At 54.6% G+C, this 21,405-nt stretch carries 24 protein-coding genes and 1 other annotated feature; of the genes, 11 read left to right on the forward strand and 13 right to left on the reverse strand.

Translation table 11 applies throughout. The features are described 5' to 3' along the window. Positions 1 to 10 precede the first annotated feature (10 nt). The 7 genes from pheS to ACVV26_RS12565 form a co-directional block, all read right to left on the reverse strand. On the reverse strand, positions 11 to 994 hold the full coding sequence (pheS, locus tag ACVV26_RS12535) for a phenylalanine--tRNA ligase subunit alpha (RefSeq protein WP_474797339.1): 984 nt from the start codon (positions 992 to 994) through the stop codon (positions 11 to 13). Between the two features lie 54 nt (positions 995 to 1,048). Beyond that, positions 1,049 to 1,172 (reverse strand) — a sequence feature (Phe leader region). After that, complete coding sequence (gene pheM, locus ACVV26_RS12540; protein WP_001386830.1) at positions 1,123 to 1,167, reverse strand: pheST operon leader peptide PheM; 45 nt, start codon at positions 1,165 to 1,167, stop codon at positions 1,123 to 1,125. Its footprint overlaps the feature before it by 45 nt. A gap of 115 nt (positions 1,173 to 1,287) precedes the next feature. Beyond that, positions 1,288 to 1,644: a 50S ribosomal protein L20 gene (rplT, locus tag ACVV26_RS12545; protein ID WP_000124849.1), complete on the reverse strand. Its 357-nt coding sequence runs from the start codon at positions 1,642 to 1,644 to the stop codon at positions 1,288 to 1,290. 47 nt (positions 1,645 to 1,691) lie between these two features. Continuing rightward, positions 1,692 to 1,889 carry a 50S ribosomal protein L35 gene (gene rpmI / locus ACVV26_RS12550; protein ID WP_001124225.1) on the reverse strand — a complete coding sequence of 66 codons (198 nt, stop codon included), beginning with the start codon at positions 1,887 to 1,889 and terminating at the stop codon, positions 1,692 to 1,694. 98 nt (positions 1,890 to 1,987) lie between these two features. Beyond that, on the reverse strand, positions 1,988 to 2,530 hold the full coding sequence (infC, locus tag ACVV26_RS12555; RefSeq protein ID WP_312982575.1) for a translation initiation factor IF-3: 543 nt from the start codon (positions 2,528 to 2,530) through the stop codon (positions 1,988 to 1,990). A 3-nt stretch (positions 2,531 to 2,533) separates the two neighbouring features. Beyond that, positions 2,534 to 4,462, reverse strand: coding sequence for a threonine--tRNA ligase (gene thrS, locus ACVV26_RS12560; RefSeq protein WP_312982474.1), 1,929 nt, complete (start codon positions 4,460 to 4,462; stop codon positions 2,534 to 2,536). Between the two features lie 344 nt (positions 4,463 to 4,806). Further along, entirely contained in the window at positions 4,807 to 5,565 is a 759-nt protein-coding gene (locus tag ACVV26_RS12565; RefSeq protein WP_474797340.1) for a DUF481 domain-containing protein, read from the reverse strand. Between the two features lie 293 nt (positions 5,566 to 5,858). On the opposite strand from ACVV26_RS12565, the gene pfkB reads away from it, so the two are divergent. From pfkB to ACVV26_RS12580, 3 genes are all read left to right on the forward strand, one after another. Next, positions 5,859 to 6,788, forward strand: coding sequence for a 6-phosphofructokinase II (gene pfkB, locus ACVV26_RS12570; protein ID WP_474797341.1), 930 nt, complete (start codon positions 5,859 to 5,861; stop codon positions 6,786 to 6,788). 80 nt (positions 6,789 to 6,868) lie between these two features. Further along, positions 6,869 to 7,159, forward strand: a complete 291-nt coding sequence (gene ghoS / locus ACVV26_RS12575) for a type V toxin-antitoxin system endoribonuclease antitoxin GhoS (protein WP_474797342.1) — start codon at positions 6,869 to 6,871, stop codon at positions 7,157 to 7,159. Positions 7,160 to 7,262: 103 nt separating this feature from the next. Beyond that, entirely contained in the window at positions 7,263 to 8,123 is an 861-nt protein-coding gene (locus ACVV26_RS12580) for a fructosamine kinase family protein (RefSeq protein ID WP_474797343.1), read from the forward strand. A gap of 29 nt (positions 8,124 to 8,152) precedes the next feature. Here ACVV26_RS12580 and ACVV26_RS12585 read toward each other — a convergent pair whose 3' ends face one another. Then, positions 8,153 to 8,689, reverse strand: a complete 537-nt coding sequence (locus ACVV26_RS12585) for a YniB family protein (RefSeq protein WP_474797344.1) — start codon at positions 8,687 to 8,689, stop codon at positions 8,153 to 8,155. A gap of 156 nt (positions 8,690 to 8,845) precedes the next feature. Here ACVV26_RS12585 and hxpB point away from each other — a divergent pair, with 156 nt between their 5' ends. The 4 genes from hxpB to ACVV26_RS12605 all read left to right on the forward strand — a co-directional run bounded on the left by hxpB (position 8,846) and on the right by ACVV26_RS12605 (position 12,635). Beyond that, entirely contained in the window at positions 8,846 to 9,514 is a 669-nt protein-coding gene (gene hxpB, locus ACVV26_RS12590; RefSeq protein ID WP_474797345.1) for a hexitol phosphatase HxpB, read from the forward strand. Between the two features lie 140 nt (positions 9,515 to 9,654). Further along, positions 9,655 to 10,416, forward strand: a complete 762-nt coding sequence (gene kduD, locus ACVV26_RS12595) for a 2-dehydro-3-deoxy-D-gluconate 5-dehydrogenase KduD (protein ID WP_474797347.1) — start codon at positions 9,655 to 9,657, stop codon at positions 10,414 to 10,416. A 108-nt stretch (positions 10,417 to 10,524) separates the two neighbouring features. Then, the gene (locus tag ACVV26_RS12600; protein ID WP_183168752.1) at positions 10,525 to 11,115 is read left to right on the forward strand and encodes a metal-dependent hydrolase; all 591 of its coding nucleotides are present in this window, start codon (positions 10,525 to 10,527) and stop codon (positions 11,113 to 11,115) included. Positions 11,116 to 11,243: 128 nt separating this feature from the next. Then, entirely contained in the window at positions 11,244 to 12,635 is a 1,392-nt protein-coding gene (locus ACVV26_RS12605) for an L-cystine transporter (RefSeq protein ID WP_474797348.1), read from the forward strand. Positions 12,636 to 12,704: 69 nt separating this feature from the next. On the opposite strand, the gene cedA is transcribed toward ACVV26_RS12605, so the two are convergent. Continuing rightward, a complete protein-coding gene (gene cedA / locus ACVV26_RS12610) occupies positions 12,705 to 12,935 on the reverse strand; it encodes a cell division activator CedA (RefSeq protein WP_312982489.1) in 231 nt (76 codons plus the stop codon). A 176-nt stretch (positions 12,936 to 13,111) separates the two neighbouring features. Between cedA and katE the strand changes: the two genes are divergently transcribed. Next, positions 13,112 to 15,364 carry a catalase HPII gene (katE, locus tag ACVV26_RS12615; RefSeq protein ID WP_474797349.1) on the forward strand — a complete coding sequence of 751 codons (2,253 nt, stop codon included), beginning with the start codon at positions 13,112 to 13,114 and terminating at the stop codon, positions 15,362 to 15,364. Between the two features lie 96 nt (positions 15,365 to 15,460). On the opposite strand, the gene osmE is transcribed toward katE, so the two are convergent. Next, the gene (gene osmE / locus ACVV26_RS12620; RefSeq protein WP_312982492.1) at positions 15,461 to 15,808 is read right to left on the reverse strand and encodes an osmotically-inducible lipoprotein OsmE; all 348 of its coding nucleotides are present in this window, start codon (positions 15,806 to 15,808) and stop codon (positions 15,461 to 15,463) included. Positions 15,809 to 16,052: 244 nt separating this feature from the next. On the opposite strand from osmE, the gene nadE reads away from it, so the two are divergent. From nadE to cho, 3 genes are all read left to right on the forward strand, one after another. Next, on the forward strand, positions 16,053 to 16,880 hold the full coding sequence (gene nadE / locus ACVV26_RS12625) for an NAD(+) synthase (protein WP_474797350.1): 828 nt from the start codon (positions 16,053 to 16,055) through the stop codon (positions 16,878 to 16,880). 67 nt (positions 16,881 to 16,947) lie between these two features. Then, positions 16,948 to 17,832 carry an aromatic amino acid DMT transporter YddG gene (yddG, locus tag ACVV26_RS12630; protein ID WP_474797351.1) on the forward strand — a complete coding sequence of 295 codons (885 nt, stop codon included), beginning with the start codon at positions 16,948 to 16,950 and terminating at the stop codon, positions 17,830 to 17,832. Between the two features lie 71 nt (positions 17,833 to 17,903). After that, positions 17,904 to 18,776, forward strand: coding sequence for an excinuclease Cho (gene cho / locus ACVV26_RS12635; protein WP_474797352.1), 873 nt, complete (start codon positions 17,904 to 17,906; stop codon positions 18,774 to 18,776). Here cho and ves read toward each other — a convergent pair. From ves to astE, 3 genes are all read right to left on the reverse strand, one after another. Further along, positions 18,767 to 19,315, reverse strand: coding sequence for an environmental stress-induced protein Ves (gene ves / locus ACVV26_RS12640; protein ID WP_474797353.1), 549 nt, complete (start codon positions 19,313 to 19,315; stop codon positions 18,767 to 18,769). The two genes, cho and ves, sit on opposite strands and share 10 nt — an antisense overlap. 283 nt (positions 19,316 to 19,598) lie before the next feature. Then, entirely contained in the window at positions 19,599 to 20,090 is a 492-nt protein-coding gene (spy, locus tag ACVV26_RS12645) for an ATP-independent periplasmic protein-refolding chaperone Spy (RefSeq protein WP_312982501.1), read from the reverse strand. A gap of 349 nt (positions 20,091 to 20,439) precedes the next feature. Then, positions 20,440 to 21,402, reverse strand: a complete 963-nt coding sequence (gene astE / locus ACVV26_RS12650; protein ID WP_474797354.1) for a succinylglutamate desuccinylase — start codon at positions 21,400 to 21,402, stop codon at positions 20,440 to 20,442. Positions 21,403 to 21,405: the final 3 nt, after the last annotated feature.

Genomic DNA, 21,405 nt, shown 5'->3' on the forward strand with positions numbered 1-21,405 from the left:
AGTCCTGCCCTTATTTAAACTGTTTGAGGAAACGTAAATCGTTTTCGAAGAAGGCGCGCAAATCGGTGACGCCGTAACGCAACATGGTCAGACGCTCCATGCCCATACCGAAGGCGAAGCCAGAATAGACTTCCGGGTCGATGCCGACGTTACGCAGTACGTTCGGGTGCACCATGCCGCAGCCCAGCACTTCCAGCCACTTACCGTTTTTACCCATCACATCCACTTCAGCAGACGGTTCGGTAAACGGGAAATAGGATGGACGGAAGCGGATCTGCAAATCCTCTTCAAAGAAGTTTTCCAGGAAATTGTGCAGCGTGCCCTTCAGGTTGGTGAAGCTGATATTTTTATCAACGATCAGGCCTTCCATCTGATGGAACATCGGGGTGTGGGTCTGGTCGTAATCGTTACGGTAGACGCGGCCCGGCGCGATGATGCGGATAGGCGGCTGCTGGTTTTCCATGGTGCGGATCTGCACGCCGGAGGTCTGGGTACGCAGCAGACGAGTGGCGTCAAACCAGAAAGTATCGTGGTCGGCGCGCGCCGGGTGGTGGCCCGGAATGTTCAGCGCGTCGAAGTTGTGATAATCGTCTTCGATTTCCGGGCCCGTTGCCACGGTAAAGCCCAGTTCGCCGAAGAAGCTTTCAATACGATCGATAGTGCGGGTCACCGGATGCAAGCCGCCGTTTTCGATGCGACGGCCCGGCAGAGAAACATCAATGGTTTCCTCGGCGAGGCGGGCATTTAGCGCGGCGCTTTCGAGATCGGATTTACGGGCGTTCAGCGCCTGTTGTACCTGCTCTTTGGCTTCGTTAATCTCCGCGCCTGCTGCCGGACGCTCTTCTGGCGGCAGTTCACGCAGGGTGGTCATTTGAAGGGTCAGGTGCCCTTTCTTGCCCAGATATTCGACGCGTACGTTATCTAACGCGGCAACATCGGAGGCCTGGTCTATAGCTGCCTTTGCACTGGCAACCAGCTCTGCGAGATGTGGCATGGTTTTCCTCATAATAGTGGCGCATACGCCTGAGTAGTGATTGTTCTGTCGACCAAAAAAAAAGCCTCCACGATGGAGGCTTTTGGCGTTTATTTTCCGTTTCTTTCTTACGCGCAAGCCCCCTGAGATCAGGTGCTAAAGTAAAAAAAGAAGCGGAAAATAGCAGCGTTCATGCTTGCAGTTACCTTATTTCTTGAAACTAATCCGTCTATTGAAAGGCTATCAGGTTGAAATGTCAATAAAACGAAGGCCGGAAAGCAAAAGAGGGAGCAAGCTCCCTCCTTCAAACTGGCTTACGCCAGAGCTGCTTTCGCTTTTTCAACCAAGGCAGAGAATGCCACTTTGTCGAATACGGCGATATCAGCCAGAATCTTACGGTCGATTTCAACAGAGGCTTTTTTCAGGCCGTTGATGAATTTGCTGTAAGAGATACCGTTCTGACGTGCTGCTGCGTTGATACGCGCAATCCACAGTTGACGGAACTGACGCTTACGTTGACGACGGTCACGGTAAGCATACTGACCAGCTTTGATAACAGCCTGGAAGGCAACGCGGTATACGCGTGAACGCGCACCGTAGTAGCCTTTAGCTTGTTTCAAAATTTTCTTGTGACGTGCACGTGCAATTACACCACGTTTTACGCGAGCCATAGTGCTCTCCTGTTTCTATTCTGTAAAAAAGTTAAAAGTTAAACGGCTTATGCGTACGGCAGGCACGCGATGACCAGACCCAGATCGCCTTTGGAAACCATGGCTTTCGGGCGCAGGTGACGTTTACGCTTGGTAGCTTTTTTGGTCAGAATATGACGCAGGTTAGCGTGCTTGTGCTTAAAACCACCTTTACCGGTTTTTTTGAAGCGCTTAGCAGCACCGCGTACGGTCTTAATTTTTGGCATTTTAATAACTTCCACTTCGCATTGTTGATTAAACGAAACGTAGGGCGAACAAAATCTGTGAAGCCCTAAGGCTCCACAGACGTTGCTACTTGAAGGCCTTACTGTTTCTTCTTAGGAGCGAGCACCATAATCATCTGGCGGCCTTCGATCTTCGTTGGGAAGGATTCGACTACGGCCAGTTCATTCAGATCTTCTTTCACGCGATTAAGCACTTCCATACCGATCTGTTGGTGGGCCATCTCACGACCGCGGAAACGCAGCGTGATTTTGGCCTTATCGCCTTCTTCGAGAAAGCGAATCAGGCTGCGGAGTTTTACCTGATAGTCGCCTTCGTCAGTACCAGGACGGAATTTAATTTCCTTGACCTGGATAACTTTCTGCTTTTTCTTCTGTTCCTTAGAAGATTTACTCTTTTCATAAAGGAACTTGCCGTAGTCCATAATACGACAAACTGGCGGTTCGGCGTTAGGGCTGATTTCAACTAAATCTACTCCAGCTTCTTCAGCTTTTTCGATCGCTTCTCTCAGACTCACAATACCCAGTGGCTCACCTTCCAGACCGGTTAAGCGAACTTCCTGGGCGCGAATCTCGCCATTGATACGATTCGGACGTGCCGTTTGAACTCGTTTTCCGCCTTTAATACCTTATTCCTCCAGTTGTTGAAGACTGCGGCTGCGAATCTCGTGTTGCAGCTTCTCAATCACTTCACTTACGTCCAGGCTTCCCAGGTCTTTCCCGCGGCGAGTGCGAACGGCAACTTTGCCTGCTTCCACTTCTTTATCACCACAGACCAACATATACGGGACACGACGTAAAGTGTGCTCGCGGATTTTAAAGCCAATCTTCTCGTTTCTCAAGTCCGCTTTTACTCGAATGCCCGCATTTTGTAGTTTACGGGTCAATTCGTTAACGTATTCGGACTGCGAATCGGTGATATTCATCACCACCACCTGCACCGGAGCCAGCCATGTCGGGAAGAAACCGGCGAACTCTTCAGTCAGAATACCGATGAAGCGTTCCATGGAGCCCAGAATCGCGCGGTGGATCATCACCGGCACCTGACGGTCATTGTTTTCAGCAACATACGACGCACCAAGACGCTGTGGCAGCGAGAAGTCTAGCTGAACTGTACCACATTGCCAGGCGCGGTCGAGGCAATCGTACAGCGTAAACTCGATTTTCGGGCCGTAAAACGCGCCTTCGCCGAGCTGATATTCAAATGGAATACCGTTTTCTTCCAGCGCTACCGCCAGGTCCGCCTCAGCGCGATCCCACATCTCATCGCTACCGATACGTTTTTCCGGGCGCGTCGATAGTTTCACCACAATTTTCTCGAAACCGAAGGTGCTGTACATGTCGTAAACCAGGCGAATACAGCCGTTGACTTCGTCACGCACCTGCTCTTCAGTACAGAAAATGTGGGCATCGTCCTGGGTAAAACCGCGCACGCGCATCAGGCCATGCAGCGCGCCCGACGGCTCGTTACGGTGGCAGCTACCGAACTCCGCCATACGCAGCGGCAGATCGCGGTAGGATTTCAGGCCCTGGTTGAAGATCTGAATGTGGCCCGGGCAGTTCATCGGTTTGATGCAGTATTCACGGTTCTCGGATGAGGTGGTGAACATCGCATCTTTGTAGTTTTCCCAGTGGCCTGTTTTTTCCCACAGGACGCGGTCCATCATGAACGGACCTTTCACTTCCTGGTACTGGTACTCTTTCAGTTTGGAACGAACAAACACTTCCAGTTCACGGAAAATAGTCCAGCCGTCGTTGTGCCAGAACACCATGCCCGGCGCTTCTTCCTGCATGTGATACAGGTCGAGCTGCTTGCCGATTTTACGGTGATCGCGCTTCGCGGCTTCTTCTAAACGCTGCAAATAGGCGTTCAGGGCTTTTTTATCCGCCCAGGCGGTACCGTAGATACGCTGCAACATCTTGTTGTTGCTGTCACCGCGCCAGTAGGCCCCTGCCGTTTTCATTAATTTGAAGTGATGGCAGAAACGCATGTTCGGCACGTGCGGGCCACGGCACATATCTACGTATTCTTCATGATGATACAAGCCAGGCTTATCATCATGGGCAATGTTTTCGTCAAGAATGGAAACCTTATAGCTTTCGCCACGGTTCACAAAGGTTTCACGGGCTTCATGCCAGCTGACCTTTTTCTTGATGACGTCGTAATTTTTCTCTGCCAGCGCGTGCATGCGCTTTTCAAGGGCGTCGAGATCTTCCTGGGTCAGGGTGTTTTCCAGATCAACGTCATAGTAGAAGCCATTATCCACCACCGGACCGATTGCCATTTTGGTATTCGGCCAGAGTTGTTTAATAGCATGACCCAGTAAGTGCGCGCAGGAGTGGCGAATAATCTCCAGTCCTTCGTCATCCTTTGCGGTGATAATAGCCAATTGCGAATCCTGTTCAATCAGGTCGCTGGCATCGACTAATTCACCATTAACGCGGCCTGCGATACAGGCTTTTGCGAGACCCGGACCAATGTCCAGGGCAACATCCATGGGGCTTACAGCGTGGTCATAATGGCGTTGACTGCCATCAGGAAGAGTAATAACGGGCATTTTTTGTCCTTATTCGCAGTGGTGACCCACACGAAAGATCACATACGAAACAGTAATATTTAATCATTATCAACAGGTTATGGGCTGATTCCCGCTGCACTCTGCGAAATATGGTCCTTACGGCGTACGAAACGCTGCAAACACCTCGGCCCGCCAGTTGATAACACCGCTTGCAATATTACACATCATCTGCAAGGGGTTAAAGTCTCTATCGATTCAAGCCGCAAGAATAAGCCATAACCACGACGGTTAATCACAAAAAAACGGCATCGGTCAGGATTATTTTGACCAGATTGAAATAATCAGGAGGGAAAAAACAGGCCGGAAAATACCGGCCTGGATAATCACATTTTATAGCCCAGCGTAACAGACGTGCGGGTATCGGTGTGATCGGGTGCGGTTGACGGCGGATTGGAGTTCCAGGTGACGTTGTAAGCCACTTTTAATCCAAAGTGTTCGTTAATCGCGACGTTCAGTGCGGTTTCAGAGTTCACGGTGGTATCGTCCGCGCCGAACACGGAAACACCCTGGGTGAATTTCGCATTGTCGGTGAACTGCCACGCATACGCGCCAGAGGCATAGCCCAGCGCCTGAGTTTTGTCAGTGCCATCGGTGTATTCGTCGTAACGCACACCCGGACCGAATTCAAAACGCAGGCTGTGTACCGGCCCGTTCAGGAACTGGCGACCGTAACCGGCGGTGACCACATCACGCTCGTGATAACCATTGTAGCGGTCCGTCAGCCAGCTGCCCTGACCAAATAAATAGTCGGTGTCAGTCATGTTATAGCGGCTACGGCCACCAAGCGCATACTTCTCTGAAGAACGCTCGTCATTGGAAGAGTTGTTGCTGGCATTCCCCCATAAAGACCACGCGGTGGTGCTGCCGTACCAGGTCAGCGCGCTATCGGCGGTCAGAGAGGAGCTGGTGGTATTGCCAGACTGCGCCAGATAACCACCGTTGAGATAGCCTTCGAAAGGCTTTTTCGCACTGGAAGGATCATCCATGACAGTAAAAACGGAATCATCAGCGGTTGCGAAATGACTGAACAACGCGCTCCCCGCCAGCATAACCACTGCGGGTACTGTCTTTAAAAGCTTCATTTAATTTTTAAGGTCCGCACAACAAAAAAAGAGACCATCACGGTCCCGGAAACTCTCCACGGGATCAACGAACCGGTCCGCGGGAAAGGTAACAAATTATAAAAAGCCAAGAATGACATAGCAATGAGTTCCTGAATCATTTTTTGTATAAGAGAGATCTGAAAATCGCTTTTAATTCATAAGGATAAAGTGTCACCCTTAAGTGCTATTCATATTAAAAATCATAGTGTTAATTGACACTTCATCACGCCATGAGTGCTACGATTAGGTCAGCCCATTCAAAAGGAGGTCATATGGTTCCGGTATTTACCCTGACGCTCGCCCCGTCGCTGGACAGCGCGACGGTCACGCCGCAAATCTACCCTGAAGGGAAATTACGCTGCACCACCCCGGTATTTGAACCCGGCGGCGGCGGAATTAATGTCGCCCGGGCAATCAGCCACTTAGGCGGCAACGCCACGGCGTTATTCCCTGCCGGCGGTGCGACCGGCGAGCATCTCACTGCCCTGCTTGAGGAAGAAAACGTCAACGTCGATACCATCCCGTCACAGGACTGGACGCGCCAGAATCTGCACGTGCATGTCGAAGCCAGCGGCGAACAATACCGGTTTGTGATGCCCGGCGCGCATTTGTCTCAGGATGAATTCCGCCAGCTTGAGGAAAAAGTGCTGGCGCTGGAATCCGGTTCGCTGCTGGTAATCAGCGGCAGCCTGCCGCCGGGCGTCGATCTCGCTGACTTTACTCAGTTGATAAAGCGCGCCCAGCAAAACGGCCTGCGATGCATCATCGACAGCTCCGGCGAAGCGCTGGCCGCCGCGCTGGATATCGGCGGCATTGAACTGGTGAAACCCAACCAGAAAGAGCTGGCGGCGCTAGTCGGGCGGGATTTAACGCAACCTGATGATGTGCGCCAGGCGGCGCAAGAGCTGGTGCGCAGCGGTAAAGCCAGACGTGTGGTGGTGTCTCTCGGCCCGCAGGGCGCGCTGGGCGTGGATGAAACGGATTGCGTCCAGGTGGTGCCGCCGCCGGTTAAAAGCCAGAGTACCGTCGGTGCGGGCGACAGCATGGTCGGCGCAATGACGCTCAAGCTGGCTCAACAGGCGTCGTTGCTGGATATGGTGCGCTACGGCGTTGCTGCCGGGAGTGCCGCCACGCTGAATCAGGGAACCCGGCTCTGTTCCCATGAGAATACCGAGAAGATTTATCAGTATTTGCAAGGTTAGTCTCAGCGCGGTCATTTTTTGCGCAGTCGCATAGCGCATCGGCTATGCTGAATTCTTCAGCTATTACAAAGAGGTGAATAATGGCTAGCGGAGATATTAAGCGTTACGTTGTCACGTTCCGTTTTCATGAGGAAAATCTGACTGACATCAATGAGCTCAATAACCACCTGACCCGTGGCGGTTTTACGCTCACCATGAGCGATGACGAGGGCAAAGTGCATGAGCTTGGCATCAATACCTTTGGTCTGATCACCGCGCAAGATGAGCAGGACGTCAGAGAGCTGGCGGAAGGATTAGGCGAATCGGCCCTTGGCCAGAAACCGGAAGTGGATATCACCACCTGGGAAGCCTGGCTGGCGGATGATTCCTGATGTAAAGGCAGGTTGTCGCGTCGGGATGTGCGCCAGTTCCTGTTTTTAACCGGTAGTAATGCGCTAAGGTAATGAAATATCAGGCAACCTGGGGAGAGACATTATGTGGCAAGCCATCAGTCGTCTGTTAGCAGAGCAGTTCGGCGAGCAGGAACTCACGCAGCGCACTGAATTACCCGGCGGAGAAATCCACGCCGCGTGGCGGGTGCGTTACGGTACACATGACGTGTTCGTTAAGTGTGACGATCGCGAGCTGTTGCCGATTTTCACCGCAGAGGCTGACCAACTCGCCCTGCTTGCCCGTAGTCAAACCGTCCGCGTACCTGATGTGTGGGGTGTCGGCAGCGACAGGGATTACAGCTTTGTCTTGCTGGAATACCTCGAACCACGCCCGCTTGACGCCCATAATGCCTTCCTGCTGGGCCAGCAGTTGGCGCGTCTCCACCAGTGGAGCGACCAACCGCAGTTCGGCCTTGATTTTGACAACGACCTGTCCACGACGCCACAACCTAACGCCTGGCAGCGCAAATGGTCGACGTTTTTCGCCGAACAGCGCATTGGCTGGCAGCTGGAGCTGGCGGCCGAAAAAGGCCTGGAGTTTGGCGATATTGATTTGATCGTGGATGTGGTAGCCGCACAGTTAGCCTCCCACCAGCCTCAGCCGTCGTTATTACACGGTGACTTGTGGTCCGGGAACTGCGCATTGGGGCCGGACGGGCCTTATATCTTCGACCCGGCCTGCTACTGGGGCGACCGCGAATGCGATCTGGCGATGCTGCCGCTGCACCCTGACCAGGCGCCGCAAATTTACGATGGCTACCAGTCTGTTTCCCCCTTACCCGCAGGCTTTCTCCAGCGCCAGCCGCTGTACCAGCTCTATACCCTGTTAAACCGCGCCATTTTGTTTGGCGGTAATCATCTGGTGGCGGCGCAAAAAGCGCTGGAAAGGATACTGGCGGCTTAACGACAACGCTCCCGCCCGGGAGCGTTTTTTTACATAAAGCCCAACAGCTTAAAGAAGAAATACCCGGCAATAATCACAATGACCGGCAGGATATACAGCGGGAATATCTGGAGAAAAATAGTATGGCGAGGCACAACGATGCGATCTTCTAGCTGTGCTTTAGTCAGGCCGTCGGCCCCTTTCGCCTGTTCCAGAATCAACTGGTCCTGAATACCTTCGCGCAGGAAGCGCGCCTGGCGGCTCATCCGTGCGCCGGACGCCTGTAGCGCCAGCCCGACGAAAATGAAGATAAAGATAATCCAGAACGTGACATTCGCCTGGTGCTGGAAGTCAGGCAGCGGCGAGTTGTACCAGAAAAAATTCAGGAACGGCGTATTAAAGCGCATCATATCAATCATGATATGGGCGAAATCCAGCATCACGGCATTGATGCCCGGCTGCTTTTCGCTGTGCTCATACATAAATTTCAGTACTGAAATCAGCGTTGAAATAACTGCGGGTATAAAGATAATCCACCCGGCAAGGCGTTTTATAACAGCAATGCGTCCAGCTTGTTGGTACGTCATTCTTTCCCCTTTTAAGACGCTACATTCTCGAAAACAAGTCTACCTGCTCAACAGATTCTCCGCCTGAAGTTTACTGCGAAATTCACAAAGCGGTAGCGATAAGCTGATTTTCAGGCTATTGATAACACAACATGTTAACCACAGGAGTGATTACCGATGCCTGATTCGCGCCCGATCCTCGCCGCGATTTTCGATATGGATGGCCTGCTGATTGATTCAGAACCGCTATGGGATAAAGCGGAGCTGGAAATCATGGCGACACTTGGCGTGGATGTCACCCGCCGCCATGAACTGCCTGATACATTAGGTTTACGCATCGATTTGGTGGTGGATCTCTGGTTTATCCACCAGCCCTGGAATGGCCCTTCAAAGGCGGAAGTGACCGATCGCATCATCACCCGGGCGATTACCCTGATCGAAGAGCAACGCCCTGCACTCCCTGGTGTACCCGAGGCGGTGGCGATATGCAAAGCGCAGGGGCTAAAAGTGGGTCTGGCGTCGGCATCTCCGCTGCGAATGCTGGAAAGCGTGCTGTCGATACTGGGTTTACGCGACCAGTTTGATGCCGTCTCATCGGCGGAAAAACTGCCGTACAGTAAGCCGCACCCGCAGGTTTATCTGGACGCCGCCGCCAAACTAGGCGTCGATCCGCTGTGCTGCGTCACCCTGGAAGACTCCGTCAACGGGATGATTGCCACCAAAGCCGCGCGGATGCGTTCAATTGTGGTGCCCGCAGCAGAAAATCGTGCCGACCCGCGCTGGGTCCTCGCTGACGCTAAACTCGACTCGCTGGAACAGCTCACCCTTACCCATCTTCGGGGGTAATTTCCCGCTCTAAAGACGGCTCAGGCCGTCTTTTTTATACCCTCATCATATTTTTGAAACATTGTTTTATTTTATCTTGGTTATTTTATTTTCCCTGCCTATGATCTTCTCAATAACATTCAGTAGATAACGAGGACATTATGATTCTTGATGCATTTAACCTTGCGGGTAAAGTCGCGATTGTGACGGGTTGTGACACCGGGCTGGGCCAGGGAATGACGCTAGGGCTTGCCCAGGCGGGCTGCGATATCGTCGGCGTCAACCGCAAAATTCCGCACGATACCGAGCAAAAAGTCACGGCGCTGGGACGACGTTTTACCGCCATTCAGGCTGACTTAAGCCGTCAGGATAATATCGATGCCATTGTACAGACCGCTGTAGAACGCATGGGCCGGGTGGATATTCTGGTCAACAACGCCGGTACTATCCGTCGGGAAGACGCGCTGAATTTCACCGAGCAAGACTGGGACGACGTCATGAACCTGAATCTTAAATCGGTATTCTTTTTATCGCAGGCCGTGGCCCGGCAGTTTATCGCCCAGGGCGGCGGCGGAAAAATCATTAATATCGCCTCGATGCTCTCCTTCCAGGGCGGCATCCGCGTTCCCTCTTATACCGCCTCGAAAAGCGGCGTGTTGGGGTTAACCCGGCTGCTGGCCAATGAGTGGGCAGCACACAACATCAACGTCAACGCCATCGCACCGGGTTATATGGCGACCAACAATACCCAGCAACTGCGAGAAGACGCTGCCCGCAACCAGGAAATCCTCGATCGCATCCCCGCCGCGCGCTGGGGCGAACCGGCAGATTTGCAGGGCCCGGCGGTATTTTTAGCCTCCGACGCCTCGGCCTATATCAATGGCTACACCATCGCCGTGGATGGCGGCTGGCTGGCACGCTAACGCGATGAAAATCCGGTGACAAAGAGTTACACCGTCACCGCTTCCGTCTACTGTATAAAAACCCTATACTGGATGAATTGACAGTCAGCTTTTTTCTGGGTTTTTAACATGACGGCGGAAGGCCACCTTTTTTTCTCCATTGCGTGTGCGGTGTTTGCCAAAAACGCCGAACTCACCCCTGTGCTGGCGCAGGGGGACTGGTGGCATATTGTTCCGTCGGCAATTTTGACCTGTCTGCTGCCGGATATCGATCACCCCAAATCGCTGCTTGGCCAGCGGCTAAAGTGGATCTCTAAACCCGTCGCCCGCGCCTTTGGTCACCGGGGCTTTACCCACAGCCTGCTGGCGGTGTTTATCGCCCTGACGCTGTTCTATCTCAAAGTCCCCGATAGCTGGATTATTCCGGCAGACGCTATTCAGGGTATGGTATTGGGTTATCTCAGCCATATTCTGGCGGATATGCTAACCCCGGCGGGCGTTCCGCTGCTGTGGCCCTGTCGCTGGCGCTTCCGTCTGCCGATCCTGATGCCGCAAAAAGGCAACCAGCTTGAGCGGGTGCTGTGCATGGCGTTCTTTGTTTATGCCGTGTGGATGCCCCAGGGCCTGCCAGAGAATAGCGCTATCCGCTGGTCATCCCAGATGATCAATTCACTGCAAAATCAGTTCGATCGCTTTATTCATCACCAGACCGAGCGTTAAACCAGCAGAAAACCACTTTTGGATATAATCAATTCCATTTGATTATAAGAACCCCCCGCGTCTTCTGTTACCCTTTGCGCCATAAAGACGGGCCACTTCGAGCCTGTCAGTGAAACAGGAGAACGGGGATGAATTTTCCATTAATAGCGAACATTGTGGTGTTCGTTATCCTCTTGCTGTTGCTGGCGCAAACCCGCCACCGGCAGTGGAGTCTGGCAAAAAAAGTATTAGTGGGTCTGGTGATCGGCGTGGTCTTCGGCTGCGTTCTGCATGCGATTTACGGCGCAGATAGCCCGGTCCTGAAAACCTCTATCCAGTGGTTTAACGTGGTCGGCAATGGCTATGTGCAACTGCTGCAAATGATTGTGATGCCGCTGGTGTTCGCCTCCATTCTGAGCGCGGTCGCCCGCCTGCATAACGCCTCCCAGCTCGGTAAAATCAGTCTGTTGACTATCGGCACGCTGCTGTTCACCACGCTTATCGCGGCGCTGGTGGGGGTGCTGGTGACTAACCTGTTCGGCCTGACCGCAGAAGGCCTGGTGCAGGGCACGGCGGAAACCGCCCGTCTGAGCGCCATTGAAACTAACTACGCCGGTAAAGTGGCCGATCTGAGCGTGCCGCAGCTGCTGCTGTCGTTTATTCCGAAAAACCCATTTGCCGATCTCACCGGCGCGAACCCGACCTCCATTATCAGCGTGGTCATTTTCGCGGCGTTCCTCGGCGTGGCGGCACTGAAACTGCTGAAAGACGATGCGCCGAAAGGCGAGCGCGTGCTGACCGCTATCGATACCCTGCAAAGCTGGGTGATGAAGCTGGTTCGCCTGGTGATGCAGTTAACTCCGTACGGCGTAATGGCGCTGATGACCAAAGTGGTTGCCAGCTCTAACCTGCAGGACATCATCAAGCTGGGCAGCTTCGTGGTCGCCTCGTACCTGGGTCTGGGCATCATGTTTGTGGTGCATGGTCTGCTGCTGGCAGTGAACGGCGTGAGCCCGCTGAAGTACTTCCGCAAAGTCTGGCCAGTACTGACTTTCGCCTTCACCAGCCGTTCCAGCGCCGCGTCTATTCCGCTGAACGTCGAAGCGCAAACCCGTCGTCTGGGCGTGCCGGAATCTATCGCCAGCTTCGCGGCCTCCTTTGGCGCGACTATCGGCCAGAACGGCTGTGCGGGTCTCTACCCGGCGATGCTGGCGGTGATGGTGGCGCCGACCGTGGGTATTAACCCGCTGGACCCGATGTGGATTGCCACTCTGGTGGGCATTGTGACCGTAAGCTCCGCAGGCGTAGCGGGTGTGGGCGGCGGCGCAACCTTCGCCGCGCTGATCGTGCTGCCCGCAATGGGCCTGCCGGTGACCCTGGTGGCGCTGCTGATTTCCGTTGAGCCGCTGATCGACATGGGCCGTACCGCGCTGAACGTGAGCGGTTCCATGACTGCCGGTACGCTGACCAGCCAGTGGCTGAAGCAAACTGATAAAGCGATCCTGAACAGCGACGAAGAAGCCGAACTCGCGCACCGTTAATCGCCCTTCAAAAGCAAAAAAACCGCATTGAAAAATGCGGTTTTTTTTTATTTCAGAAATAGCCAGAAGCTAAACGAGATCTTGCTTAATCTGTGACGCCCAGCGCTGCGCAGACTCCGGGATCGTGAAGGTCGGGGAGCGCAAAAAGCCGTCATTCACCAGCACGAAGGCGACATATTTTCCCCGCAGCATCCAGACGTCTTTGAATCCTTCCATGCGTACCGCGTGTTCCGGCGGTGCAGGTTCAATCCGTGGCGTATACGTGATAACACGACGATTTTGTTGGCGTAAAGGTTTCATCAGCAGCAATCAATATCAAACAATCAGATTCGTGCCTCTATGATAACGGATCTCACGCCTCCCTGCAGCCCGACCTCTGGCCCTGAAAAGCAGCGCGTCGGCATTGTTCTATAGTTAGAAGGGTTTTTACCTAACAACGACCCCATTTTCAGCAATGAAATCAGGAGACGAGTTAAATGTCGCATAACGATAAGCCCTCACACCAGGCGCCGATCCACGACGCCAGTGAATCACAACCCGGAATGGATTCTTTGGCTCCCGAAGACGGTTCGCACCGCCCGGCCCCGCAACACAGCGCACCCGGCGAATACCCTACCGCCCCCGGCAGCCTGAAAGCCCCGGACACCTCAAATGAAAAACTCAATGCGCTCGATAATTTCCGTAAAGGCAGCGAAGATTTCCCGCTCACCACCAATCAGGGCGTGCGCATCGCCAACGATCAAAACTCGCTGCGCGCCGGCACGCGTGGCCCGACGCTGTTAGAAGACTTCATCCTGCGCGAAAAGATCACCCACTTCGACCATGAGCGCATCCCGGAGCGTATCGTCCACGCGCGCGGCTCGGCGGCTCACGGCTATTTCCAGCCCTATAAAAGCCTGAAAGATCTTACCAAAGCAGATTTTCTGAGCGATCCGGAGAAAATCACCCCGGTGTTTGTGCGCTTCTCAACCGTGCAAGGCGGCGCAGGCTCGGGGGATACGGTGCGTGATATCCGTGGTTTCGCCACCAAGTTTTACACCGAAGAAGGGATTTTCGATCTGGTGGGCAATAACACGCCGGTGTTCTTTATTCAGGACGCCCACAAATTCCCGGACTTTGTGCATGCGGTCAAACCCGAGCCGCACTGGGCTATTCCGCAGGGTGCCAGTGCCCACGACACCTTCTGGGACTACGTTTCCCTGCAACCGGAAACCCTGCATAACGTGATCTGGGCGATGTCGGATCGCGGTATCCCGCGCAGCTATCGCACCATGGAAGGCTTCGGCATCCATACCTTCCGGTTGATCAACGCCGAAGGCAAAGCCACCTTCGTGCGCTTCCACTGGAAGCCGGTCGCCGGCAAAGCCTCGCTGGTATGGGATGAGTCGCAGAAGCTGATTGGCCGTGACGGCGATTTCCACCGCCGCGAGCTGTGGGAAGCGATTGAAGCGGGCGATTTCCCGGAATATGAGCTGGGCCTGCAATTGATCCCGGAAGAAGACGAATTCAAATTCGATTTCGACCTGCTCGATCCGACCAAACTCATTCCCGAAGAGCTGGTGCCGGTGCAACTGGTGGGCAAGATGGTGCTCAACCGCAACCCGGACAACTTCTTCGCCGAGAACGAACAGGCGGCGTTCCATCCGGGCCATATCGTCCCCGGTCTGGACTTCACTAACGACCCGCTGTTGCAGGGGCGTTTGTTCTCCTACACCGATACCCAAATCAGCCGCCTCGGCGGGCCTAACTTCCACGAAATTCCGATTAACCGCCCGGTTTGCCCGTACCACAACTTCCAGCGCGACGGCATGCACCGCATGGATATCGACACCAACCCGGCGAACTACGAGCCGAACTCCATCAACGACAACTGGCCGCGCGAGACGCCTCCTGGCCCGAAACGCGGGGGATTTGAATCCTGGCAGGAGCGTGTCGAGGGCCATAAAATCCGCGAGCGCAGCCCATCGTTCGGCGAATATTATTCCCATCCGCGCCTGTTCTGGCAGAGCCAGACGCCGGTTGAACAGCAGCATATTATCGATGCCTTCAGCTTCGAGCTGGGCAAGGTCGCCCGCGCTTACATTCGCGAGCGGGTGGTGGACCAGCTTTGCCATATCGATGTTTCTCTCGCCAGCGCGGTGGCGGAGAACCTGGGGATCACCCTCACCGACGAGCAGATCCACACCGCCCCGCCGAAGGATGTCAACGGCCTGAAGAAAGACGCGGCGCTCAGCCTGTACGCGGTGCCGAGTGGCAGCGTGAAAGGCCGCGTGGTGGCGATCCTGCTTAACGACCGTGTGTGCGCTGCGGACTTACTGGCAATCATGCAGGGCCTGAAGCGCCAGGGCGTGCACAGCAAACTGCTCTATTCACGCATGGGTGAAGTCACGGCGGATGACGGTTCGCAAATCACCGTAATGGGCACCTTCGAGGGTGTGCCGTCGCTGACGGTCGACGCGGTCATCGTCCCCGGCGGCACGGTCAGCGGCCTGCTCGATCGCGGCGATGTGCGCTACTACCTGCTCGAAGCGTATAAGCACCTGAAGCCGATTACGCTGTTGGGTGATGCCCGCCAGTTTAAATCGGTGTTGGGGGTGGATGCCCAGGGCGAAGAAGGAATTATTGAAGGCGATGATGCGCAGGGCTATGCGGTGGAGACGCTGCTGACGCTGTTACAGAAGCATCGGGTGTGGTCACGGACCAACAAAATCCCGGCTATCCCGGCATAAATACGGCGCCACGGCATGAGCGCCGTGGCGTTCATGGCTGGTGTAGAGACATAAAAAAACCTGCCGAAGCAGGTTTTTTTATGCGGGACGCAAAACTTACTGTTTCGCTTTCGGCGCCTGTGGATCGGTGTCGTATTCGGCACAGGTCTGGTAGCCGGAGTTGATCACGTGGCCGGTGTCATCCAGCGCCACAAAGTAGGTTTCCGCTTTGCCGTCGCGCTGACCCAGAATGTAGGTCTGGCAAGTACCGCGAGCGTGGATCATGCTCACTTCAGAAGATGGCTGGCCGGCAAGCTGGCGAACCTGTTCACGGCTCATGCCTTTCTTGACGTCTTTTACCACGGGCTGAGTAATTTGGTCTTTAGTACGGTCATACGCCGTACAACCTGCCAGCATTGTCATGACAGCCGCCGCACCCAGTAATCCTGCAAACTTGTTATTCATTATGTCTTCCTCTTGTTTCTGCGTGTGAAGTAAGCCTGGAAGAGAAATTAACCTTTTTCAAGTCGTTAGAGCGTAACGGCATTTTTTAGGACGATTCTCCTTTAGCGGCAAATCGCCTTAATTTGCGCCATTCGGGCGAGGAAACCGCCGTGCGCCTTGTCGTTTCCGGCACATCAGGTTAGTTTTAAGGATTAAACTTTACCGATATGAATTCAAATCAGACAGGCTGTGATCGGAGGGGTAAATGGCTCTACAACAAGAAATTATTCAGGCACTCGGCGTAAACCCGCACATTGACGTTCAGCAGGAAATTCGCCGCAGCGTGGATTTCCTTAAAGCCTATCTACAGGCGCATCCGTTTATCAAGTCCCTGGTATTGGGCATCAGCGGGGGTCAGGATTCCACCCTGGCCGGGAAGCTCAGCCAGCTTGCCATAACCGAACTGCGCGACGAAACCGGCGATGCCAGCTATCAGTTTATCGCCGTCCGTCTGCCTTACGGCGTACAGTTCGACGAGCAGGATTGCCAGGACGCGCTGGCGTTTATCCAGCCGGATCAAGTATTAACCGTGAACATCAAAGCGGCCGTGTTGGCCAGCGAACAGGCATTGCGCGACGCGGGCATTGAGCTAAGCGACTTTGTACGCGGTAACGAAAAAGCACGCGAGCGTATGAAAGCGCAGTACAGCATCGCCGGGATGAGCAAAGGCGTGGTTATTGGCACCGACCATGCGGCGGAAGCAGTTACCGGCTTTTTCACCAAATACGGCGACGGCGGAACCGACATTAACCCACTGTTCCGCCTCAATAAACGCCAGGGCAAACTGCTGTTGCGCGAACTGGGTTGCCCGGAGCATCTCTATACCAAACTGCCAACGGCGGATCTGGAAGACGATCGCCCTTCTCTGCCGGATGAAGTGGCATTGGGCGTCACCTACGAAAATATTGATGACTATCTGGAAGGCAAAACCCTTGATGAGAGCATCAGCAAAACTATCGAAGGCTGGTATCTTAAAACCGAGCACAAGCGTCGCCCGCCAATTACCGTGTTTGACGACTTCTGGAAAAAATAACGTCAGCCGTAGTGCGTAAGGTTCACCTTTTATCAGGCGGCGTTGCCGCCTTTTTCACGGATTGACTATGCAAACCCCTGTAGCACGCGCCACGCTGATTGGCCTGATCGCGATTTTACTCTGGAGCACTTCCGTCGGCCTGTTTCGCAGCATCGCCGAACATTTCGGTGCGGTGGGCGGTCCTGCCCTGATTTACACCCTCAGCGCCAGCTGTTTGTGGCTGGCCCAGGGGCGCCCGCGCCTCGACGGTTTACCGCTGCGCTATATGCTGGTCGGTGGCGGGCTGTTTGTGGCGTATGAAATGTGCCTGGCGTTGTCTATCGGTTTTGCCCATAACCGCAACCAGTCGCTGGAACTGGGAATGATTAACTACCTGTGGCCGAGCTTAACGGTGCTGTTCGCGCTGTGGCTGAATAACCAGCGCAGCACCTGGCTTATCTGGCCCGGACTGCTGTTAGCCATCGGCGGCGTGGCGCAGGTGATGAAGGGCAATGGCGACTGGTCGCCAGTCATGATGTGGCGCAACATCCTCGATAACCCGCTGGCCTATAGCCTGGCGTTTGCGGCGGCGATCACCTGGGCGCTGTACTGCAATCTCACCCGCCGCTGGAGCAATGGCAAAAGCGGCGTCACGCTGTTTTTCTGCGCCACCGCGCTGGCGCTGTGGGTCCACTATGCGTTGTCCAGTGAAGGGCCGATCGCCTTTACCCTTTCCGGTACTCTGCAACTCTGTTTTATGGGACTGTCTACCGCCGTGGCCTATTCGGCCTGGAACCACGGGATTTCTCATGGAAACATGACGTTGCTGGCGACCGCGTCGTACTTCACGCCAGTCTCTTCCGCGCTGCTGGCCAGCCTGTGGCTGGGCCTAACGCCGGGTATCAGTTTCTGGCAAGGGGTGGCGATGGTGGTGGCCGGATCGCTGCTTTGTTGGCTCGCCACGCGGCGTTAAGGTAAATTGCTGCTTTTTCAACCCATAATCCCTTGTTATACTGGACAGGCAACCAGTATCAGGAGTTATATGTGGTCCGACGCAGCATGAGCCCGCGCCTCGACTTTGAAGCCGAGGCGATTTATCAATATCCCGAACATTTACGCCCGTCGCTGGCTGAATTGCCCCGCGCGCCTGGCGTGTATATTTTTCATGGCGAAAGCGAAACCCTGCCGCTGTATATCGGCAAAAGCATCAACCTGCGCGCCAGGGTGATGTCGCATCTGCGTACCCCCGGCGAAGCGGCGATGCTGCGCCAGGCGCGGCACATCACTTTTACCCGCACGGCGGGCGAACTGGGGGCGCTGTTGCTCGAAGCGCAGATGATCAAAGCCCAGCAGCCGCTGTTTAATAAGCGGTTGCGGCGCAATCGCCAGCTCTGTTCCCTGCTGCTCAGCGGTTCCCGCCCCGATGTGGTGTACGCCAAAGAAGTTGATTTTTCCCATACCCCGCACCTGTATGGCCTGTTCGCCAATCGCCGGGCAGCGCTGGAAAAGCTAAAAAGCATCGCCGATGAGCAGCGGCTGTGTCACGGTCTGCTGGGGCTGGAAAAGCTCAGCGCCGGTCGCGCCTGTTTCCGCGCGGCGCTGAAACGCTGCGCCGGCGCCTGCTGCGGCCTGGAGCCGGTGGACGATCATAACGCCCGCCTGCTGGAATCGCTGTCCCACCTCCAGGTGGTGTGCTGGCCGTGGCGCGGGCCGGTGGCGGTGAAAGAGCAAACTGATGAGATGGTCCAGTATCTGATTATCGATAACTGGGTGTGGCTGGGTACGGTGGATAATCTTGACGATGCGGCGCGGTTAACCCGGGCATCGCCGGGCTTCGACCACGACGGCTACAAAATTTTATGCCGTCCGCTGATCCGCGCCGAACATGACATTATCGATCTGCTAGATCATAAATAGGTAATTTCGCTGAACAGTAAGCGCCCTTCCGCTTTCAACAACCGCAGCGTGTGGCGTCCAGCTTCCCACCACGCACCCTGATCGCTGGTAAGCAGCTTATCGCCCAGTTGCCACGCGCCGCTCAGCACGTAGATAATGCCGCCGCGTGGCGCAAATGTCGTGAAGGTACGATCGGCGACGCGCACCTGGGCACGGCAGCGATCGCGATGGGTAATAATATTGAAGTCCATCGACATACGTCCGTCGCTCAGCTCGGCGCGGACCGACTGTTCGCCAGAAAAACTGAACGGTTGGTAGTGTTTCAGCGTATGGCGAAAGGCATTGCCGCCGTCTAAGGTCAGCTCGCCGCCTTCCAGCAGCGTGACGGTGCGCTCCACCTGCGGGATTTGGGTGAATTCGCCGTTAGCGGAGAGTGAAGCGATACTGGCGCGCCAGTTAAAATCCCGGGTCGCGGGCGGAAAGCAGCAAATTTCCCGGGTTTCCCCTGCGCCGTTTCGCCAGAGATTCACCTGCATTTTTTGTAAATCGAAATACTCCATCACCACTCCTGAGCGAGCTAAAAGACCGAACGTCACGCACGCAAAAAAATGTCACCCCCTTGTTATCGGCAATAAACGCGCGGGCTTCAGGACTGCACGTTCACGTTATAAGGATATTGGGGTAACGTTCTGATTAGACATGTGAAGTTATCACTACACGCGGTCGGAAGGAAGAGGGTCAAAGGGAAGTCGTGACGGGAAAAGTAAAACCGCCGGTACTGTCCAGAGCAACGCAATTGCGCTATGGACAACACCGGCGGTCTTGTGTGGATTGGCTACGTTATTATTCGGCAGCCTCTGGCATCTTACCCGCTTTGGCCGGACGTTCTGTCAGACGCTTCTCAAAATTGGCATTAAACTGTTTTTTCTGTTCCGGCGTCAGGATGTTGTAGATTTTGTTCTGGGTTTCCATACGCGACAGCATCATCTCTTTGTGCTGTTCCGCCATCTTGTTCACCGCCTCTTCCGCTTTGGCGCGGTCAAAGGTATCGGAAGCAATCAGCGAATGCATGGCGCGGCGGTCGTCAAGCGACGGGCGTTTCATTTTATCGCGCTGCGCTTTCATGATTTCGCGGATTTGCTGTTTCTGCGCATCAGTCAGGTTGAGATCTTTAAACATCATGTCATGGTGCGGACCACGGACGCCTTTATGGTGCGGCTGCAGGGTGGTTGCATCCGGCGCGGTGGCAGTGGTTGCGGTTTCTGCCGCATGCGCCAGATTCGCTGCGCCCAGCGCCAGAGTGGTAGCCATTACAATCGCAGTTAATTTACGCATATCACTATCCTTTATTTCAGTTTATTTTTCGGCACGTTTGCCGTGTTGACGAGAATAAGTGTACGTGTTGCAACGTCAAGTATTCAGAGTCTGGGTAAAGCATTGAAAGTGTAAAAAACAATAATCGATCAATTATGGAGGAAATATGAAAAAAACAAGGAGAGCGGCAAAAAAATAATACAACATTATGATAAAGCAGGAAATGTGCAGAGAGTATACGTTTTGCCCGCCGATAAATAAAGCGCTTGCCAGGAGAAATCTGGATAAATTGATGAGCCGTAGATAATTATAAAACGCTTAAGGCTAAACCGGTGCGTACCAGGTATTCGCACCGGTAGAAATAATCCCGTCAGGTTATCTCTTTGAGCATTAACCCGGCCCGCAGGCCGAGCGCCACATTGGGATTCGGGAACAGGACATATTCAGTGTCGTTTTCCACTTTGTATACCGTCGCGCCATCCTCCGCCAGCACGGTGCCTTGCGCAAAGGCGGTAAAGTTCTGGGTCTGGGCTGACATATGCAGCACAAACGCCTCGCTTTTCCGGGTGATCTGCTGAGCCACTTCATAGCGCAGCGGCCCGGCGTTGAGGTGTTCGGTCGGTTCACCCGCCAGTAACGCCCGCAAGGCGGCTTTAGTGACGTCAAACTGGGAGAGATCGTTTTGCCCGAACGGCTGCGCTTTGCCCAATTCCAGCGTGCAGCTTTGCGCGTCAAAATGATCGCTACTGAAATGGGTAAAGGTCCCGCCGGGGGTGCGATGAAAAACCAGCGCCTGCAATCCGGCGTCGGTCATCCAGTCTAAAAAATGTTTATCGTAAGGCGTTTTACGTGCCGGAAAAACGCCGAAGCGCGGGTGGTATGAACTGCGGATGGCGGTATGCATATCCAGATGCCAGGCGGGCCCGGCGCAGGTCAGAAAGCGCTCCACGCAGTGCTCAAGCACGCAGGCGCGGCGGGTTTCGCCGCTTTCCGGGAAGTGCTGCCAGCGGCCGCTGAACATGCGGTTCATATCGTCCGTGAGATAGCGCTTACCCGCGCGTAAGGCTGCCGGATTACCTAAAATCACCAGCAGCGGGCGCGCAAGGGCAATATCGCCGTGATGCAATTCTTCCATCAGGGCATCGAGCATTTCCACCGGGGCGGTCTCATTGCCGTGAATACCTGCCGACAGCACCAGCGCCGGTAGCGTTGCCTGAAGCGGCACCAGCTCTACGACCCCTTCGTCCCACCACGTCCAGCGAAAGCGCGCCGTTTCTCCACCCCGCCTGGCAGGCGTTTCCCCTGCCAGCGTAAACGCCAAAAACTCCTGCATAAC

Source organism: Atlantibacter sp. MEI4A-1023 (assembly GCF_056155425.1).

Bases quoted from the DNA above. Each gene is read 5' to 3' on its own strand.
- ACVV26_RS12585 (WP_474797344.1), bottom strand. From the start codon at position 8,689: ATGACGTACCAACAAGCTGGACGCATTGCTGTTATAAAACGCCTTGCC.
- katE (WP_474797349.1), top strand. From the start codon at position 13,112: ATGTCGCATAACGATAAGCCCTCACACCAGGCGCCGATCCACGACGCC.
- cedA (WP_312982489.1), bottom strand. From the start codon at position 12,935: ATGAAACCTTTACGCCAACAAAATCGTCGTGTTATCACGTATACGCCA.
- pheS (WP_474797339.1), bottom strand. From the start codon at position 994: ATGCCACATCTCGCAGAGCTGGTTGCCAGTGCAAAGGCAGCTATAGAC.
- ACVV26_RS12565 (WP_474797340.1), bottom strand. From the start codon at position 5,565: ATGAAGCTTTTAAAGACAGTACCCGCAGTGGTTATGCTGGCGGGGAGC.
- hxpB (WP_474797345.1), top strand. From the start codon at position 8,846: ATGCCTGATTCGCGCCCGATCCTCGCCGCGATTTTCGATATGGATGGC.
- osmE (WP_312982492.1), bottom strand. From the start codon at position 15,808: ATGAATAACAAGTTTGCAGGATTACTGGGTGCGGCGGCTGTCATGACA.
- ACVV26_RS12600 (WP_183168752.1), top strand. From the start codon at position 10,525: ATGACGGCGGAAGGCCACCTTTTTTTCTCCATTGCGTGTGCGGTGTTT.
- nadE (WP_474797350.1), top strand. From the start codon at position 16,053: ATGGCTCTACAACAAGAAATTATTCAGGCACTCGGCGTAAACCCGCAC.
- kduD (WP_474797347.1), top strand. From the start codon at position 9,655: ATGATTCTTGATGCATTTAACCTTGCGGGTAAAGTCGCGATTGTGACG.
- spy (WP_312982501.1), bottom strand. From the start codon at position 20,090: ATGCGTAAATTAACTGCGATTGTAATGGCTACCACTCTGGCGCTGGGC.
- rplT (WP_000124849.1), bottom strand. From the start codon at position 1,644: ATGGCTCGCGTAAAACGTGGTGTAATTGCACGTGCACGTCACAAGAAA.
- ACVV26_RS12605 (WP_474797348.1), top strand. From the start codon at position 11,244: ATGAATTTTCCATTAATAGCGAACATTGTGGTGTTCGTTATCCTCTTG.
- rpmI (WP_001124225.1), bottom strand. From the start codon at position 1,889: ATGCCAAAAATTAAGACCGTACGCGGTGCTGCTAAGCGCTTCAAAAAA.
- ghoS (WP_474797342.1), top strand. From the start codon at position 6,869: ATGGCTAGCGGAGATATTAAGCGTTACGTTGTCACGTTCCGTTTTCAT.
- thrS (WP_312982474.1), bottom strand. From the start codon at position 4,462: ATGCCCGTTATTACTCTTCCTGATGGCAGTCAACGCCATTATGACCAC.
- pfkB (WP_474797341.1), top strand. From the start codon at position 5,859: ATGGTTCCGGTATTTACCCTGACGCTCGCCCCGTCGCTGGACAGCGCG.
- astE (WP_474797354.1), bottom strand. From the start codon at position 21,402: ATGCAGGAGTTTTTGGCGTTTACGCTGGCAGGGGAAACGCCTGCCAGG.
- ves (WP_474797353.1), bottom strand. From the start codon at position 19,315: ATGGAGTATTTCGATTTACAAAAAATGCAGGTGAATCTCTGGCGAAAC.
- ACVV26_RS12580 (WP_474797343.1), top strand. From the start codon at position 7,263: ATGTGGCAAGCCATCAGTCGTCTGTTAGCAGAGCAGTTCGGCGAGCAG.
- yddG (WP_474797351.1), top strand. From the start codon at position 16,948: ATGCAAACCCCTGTAGCACGCGCCACGCTGATTGGCCTGATCGCGATT.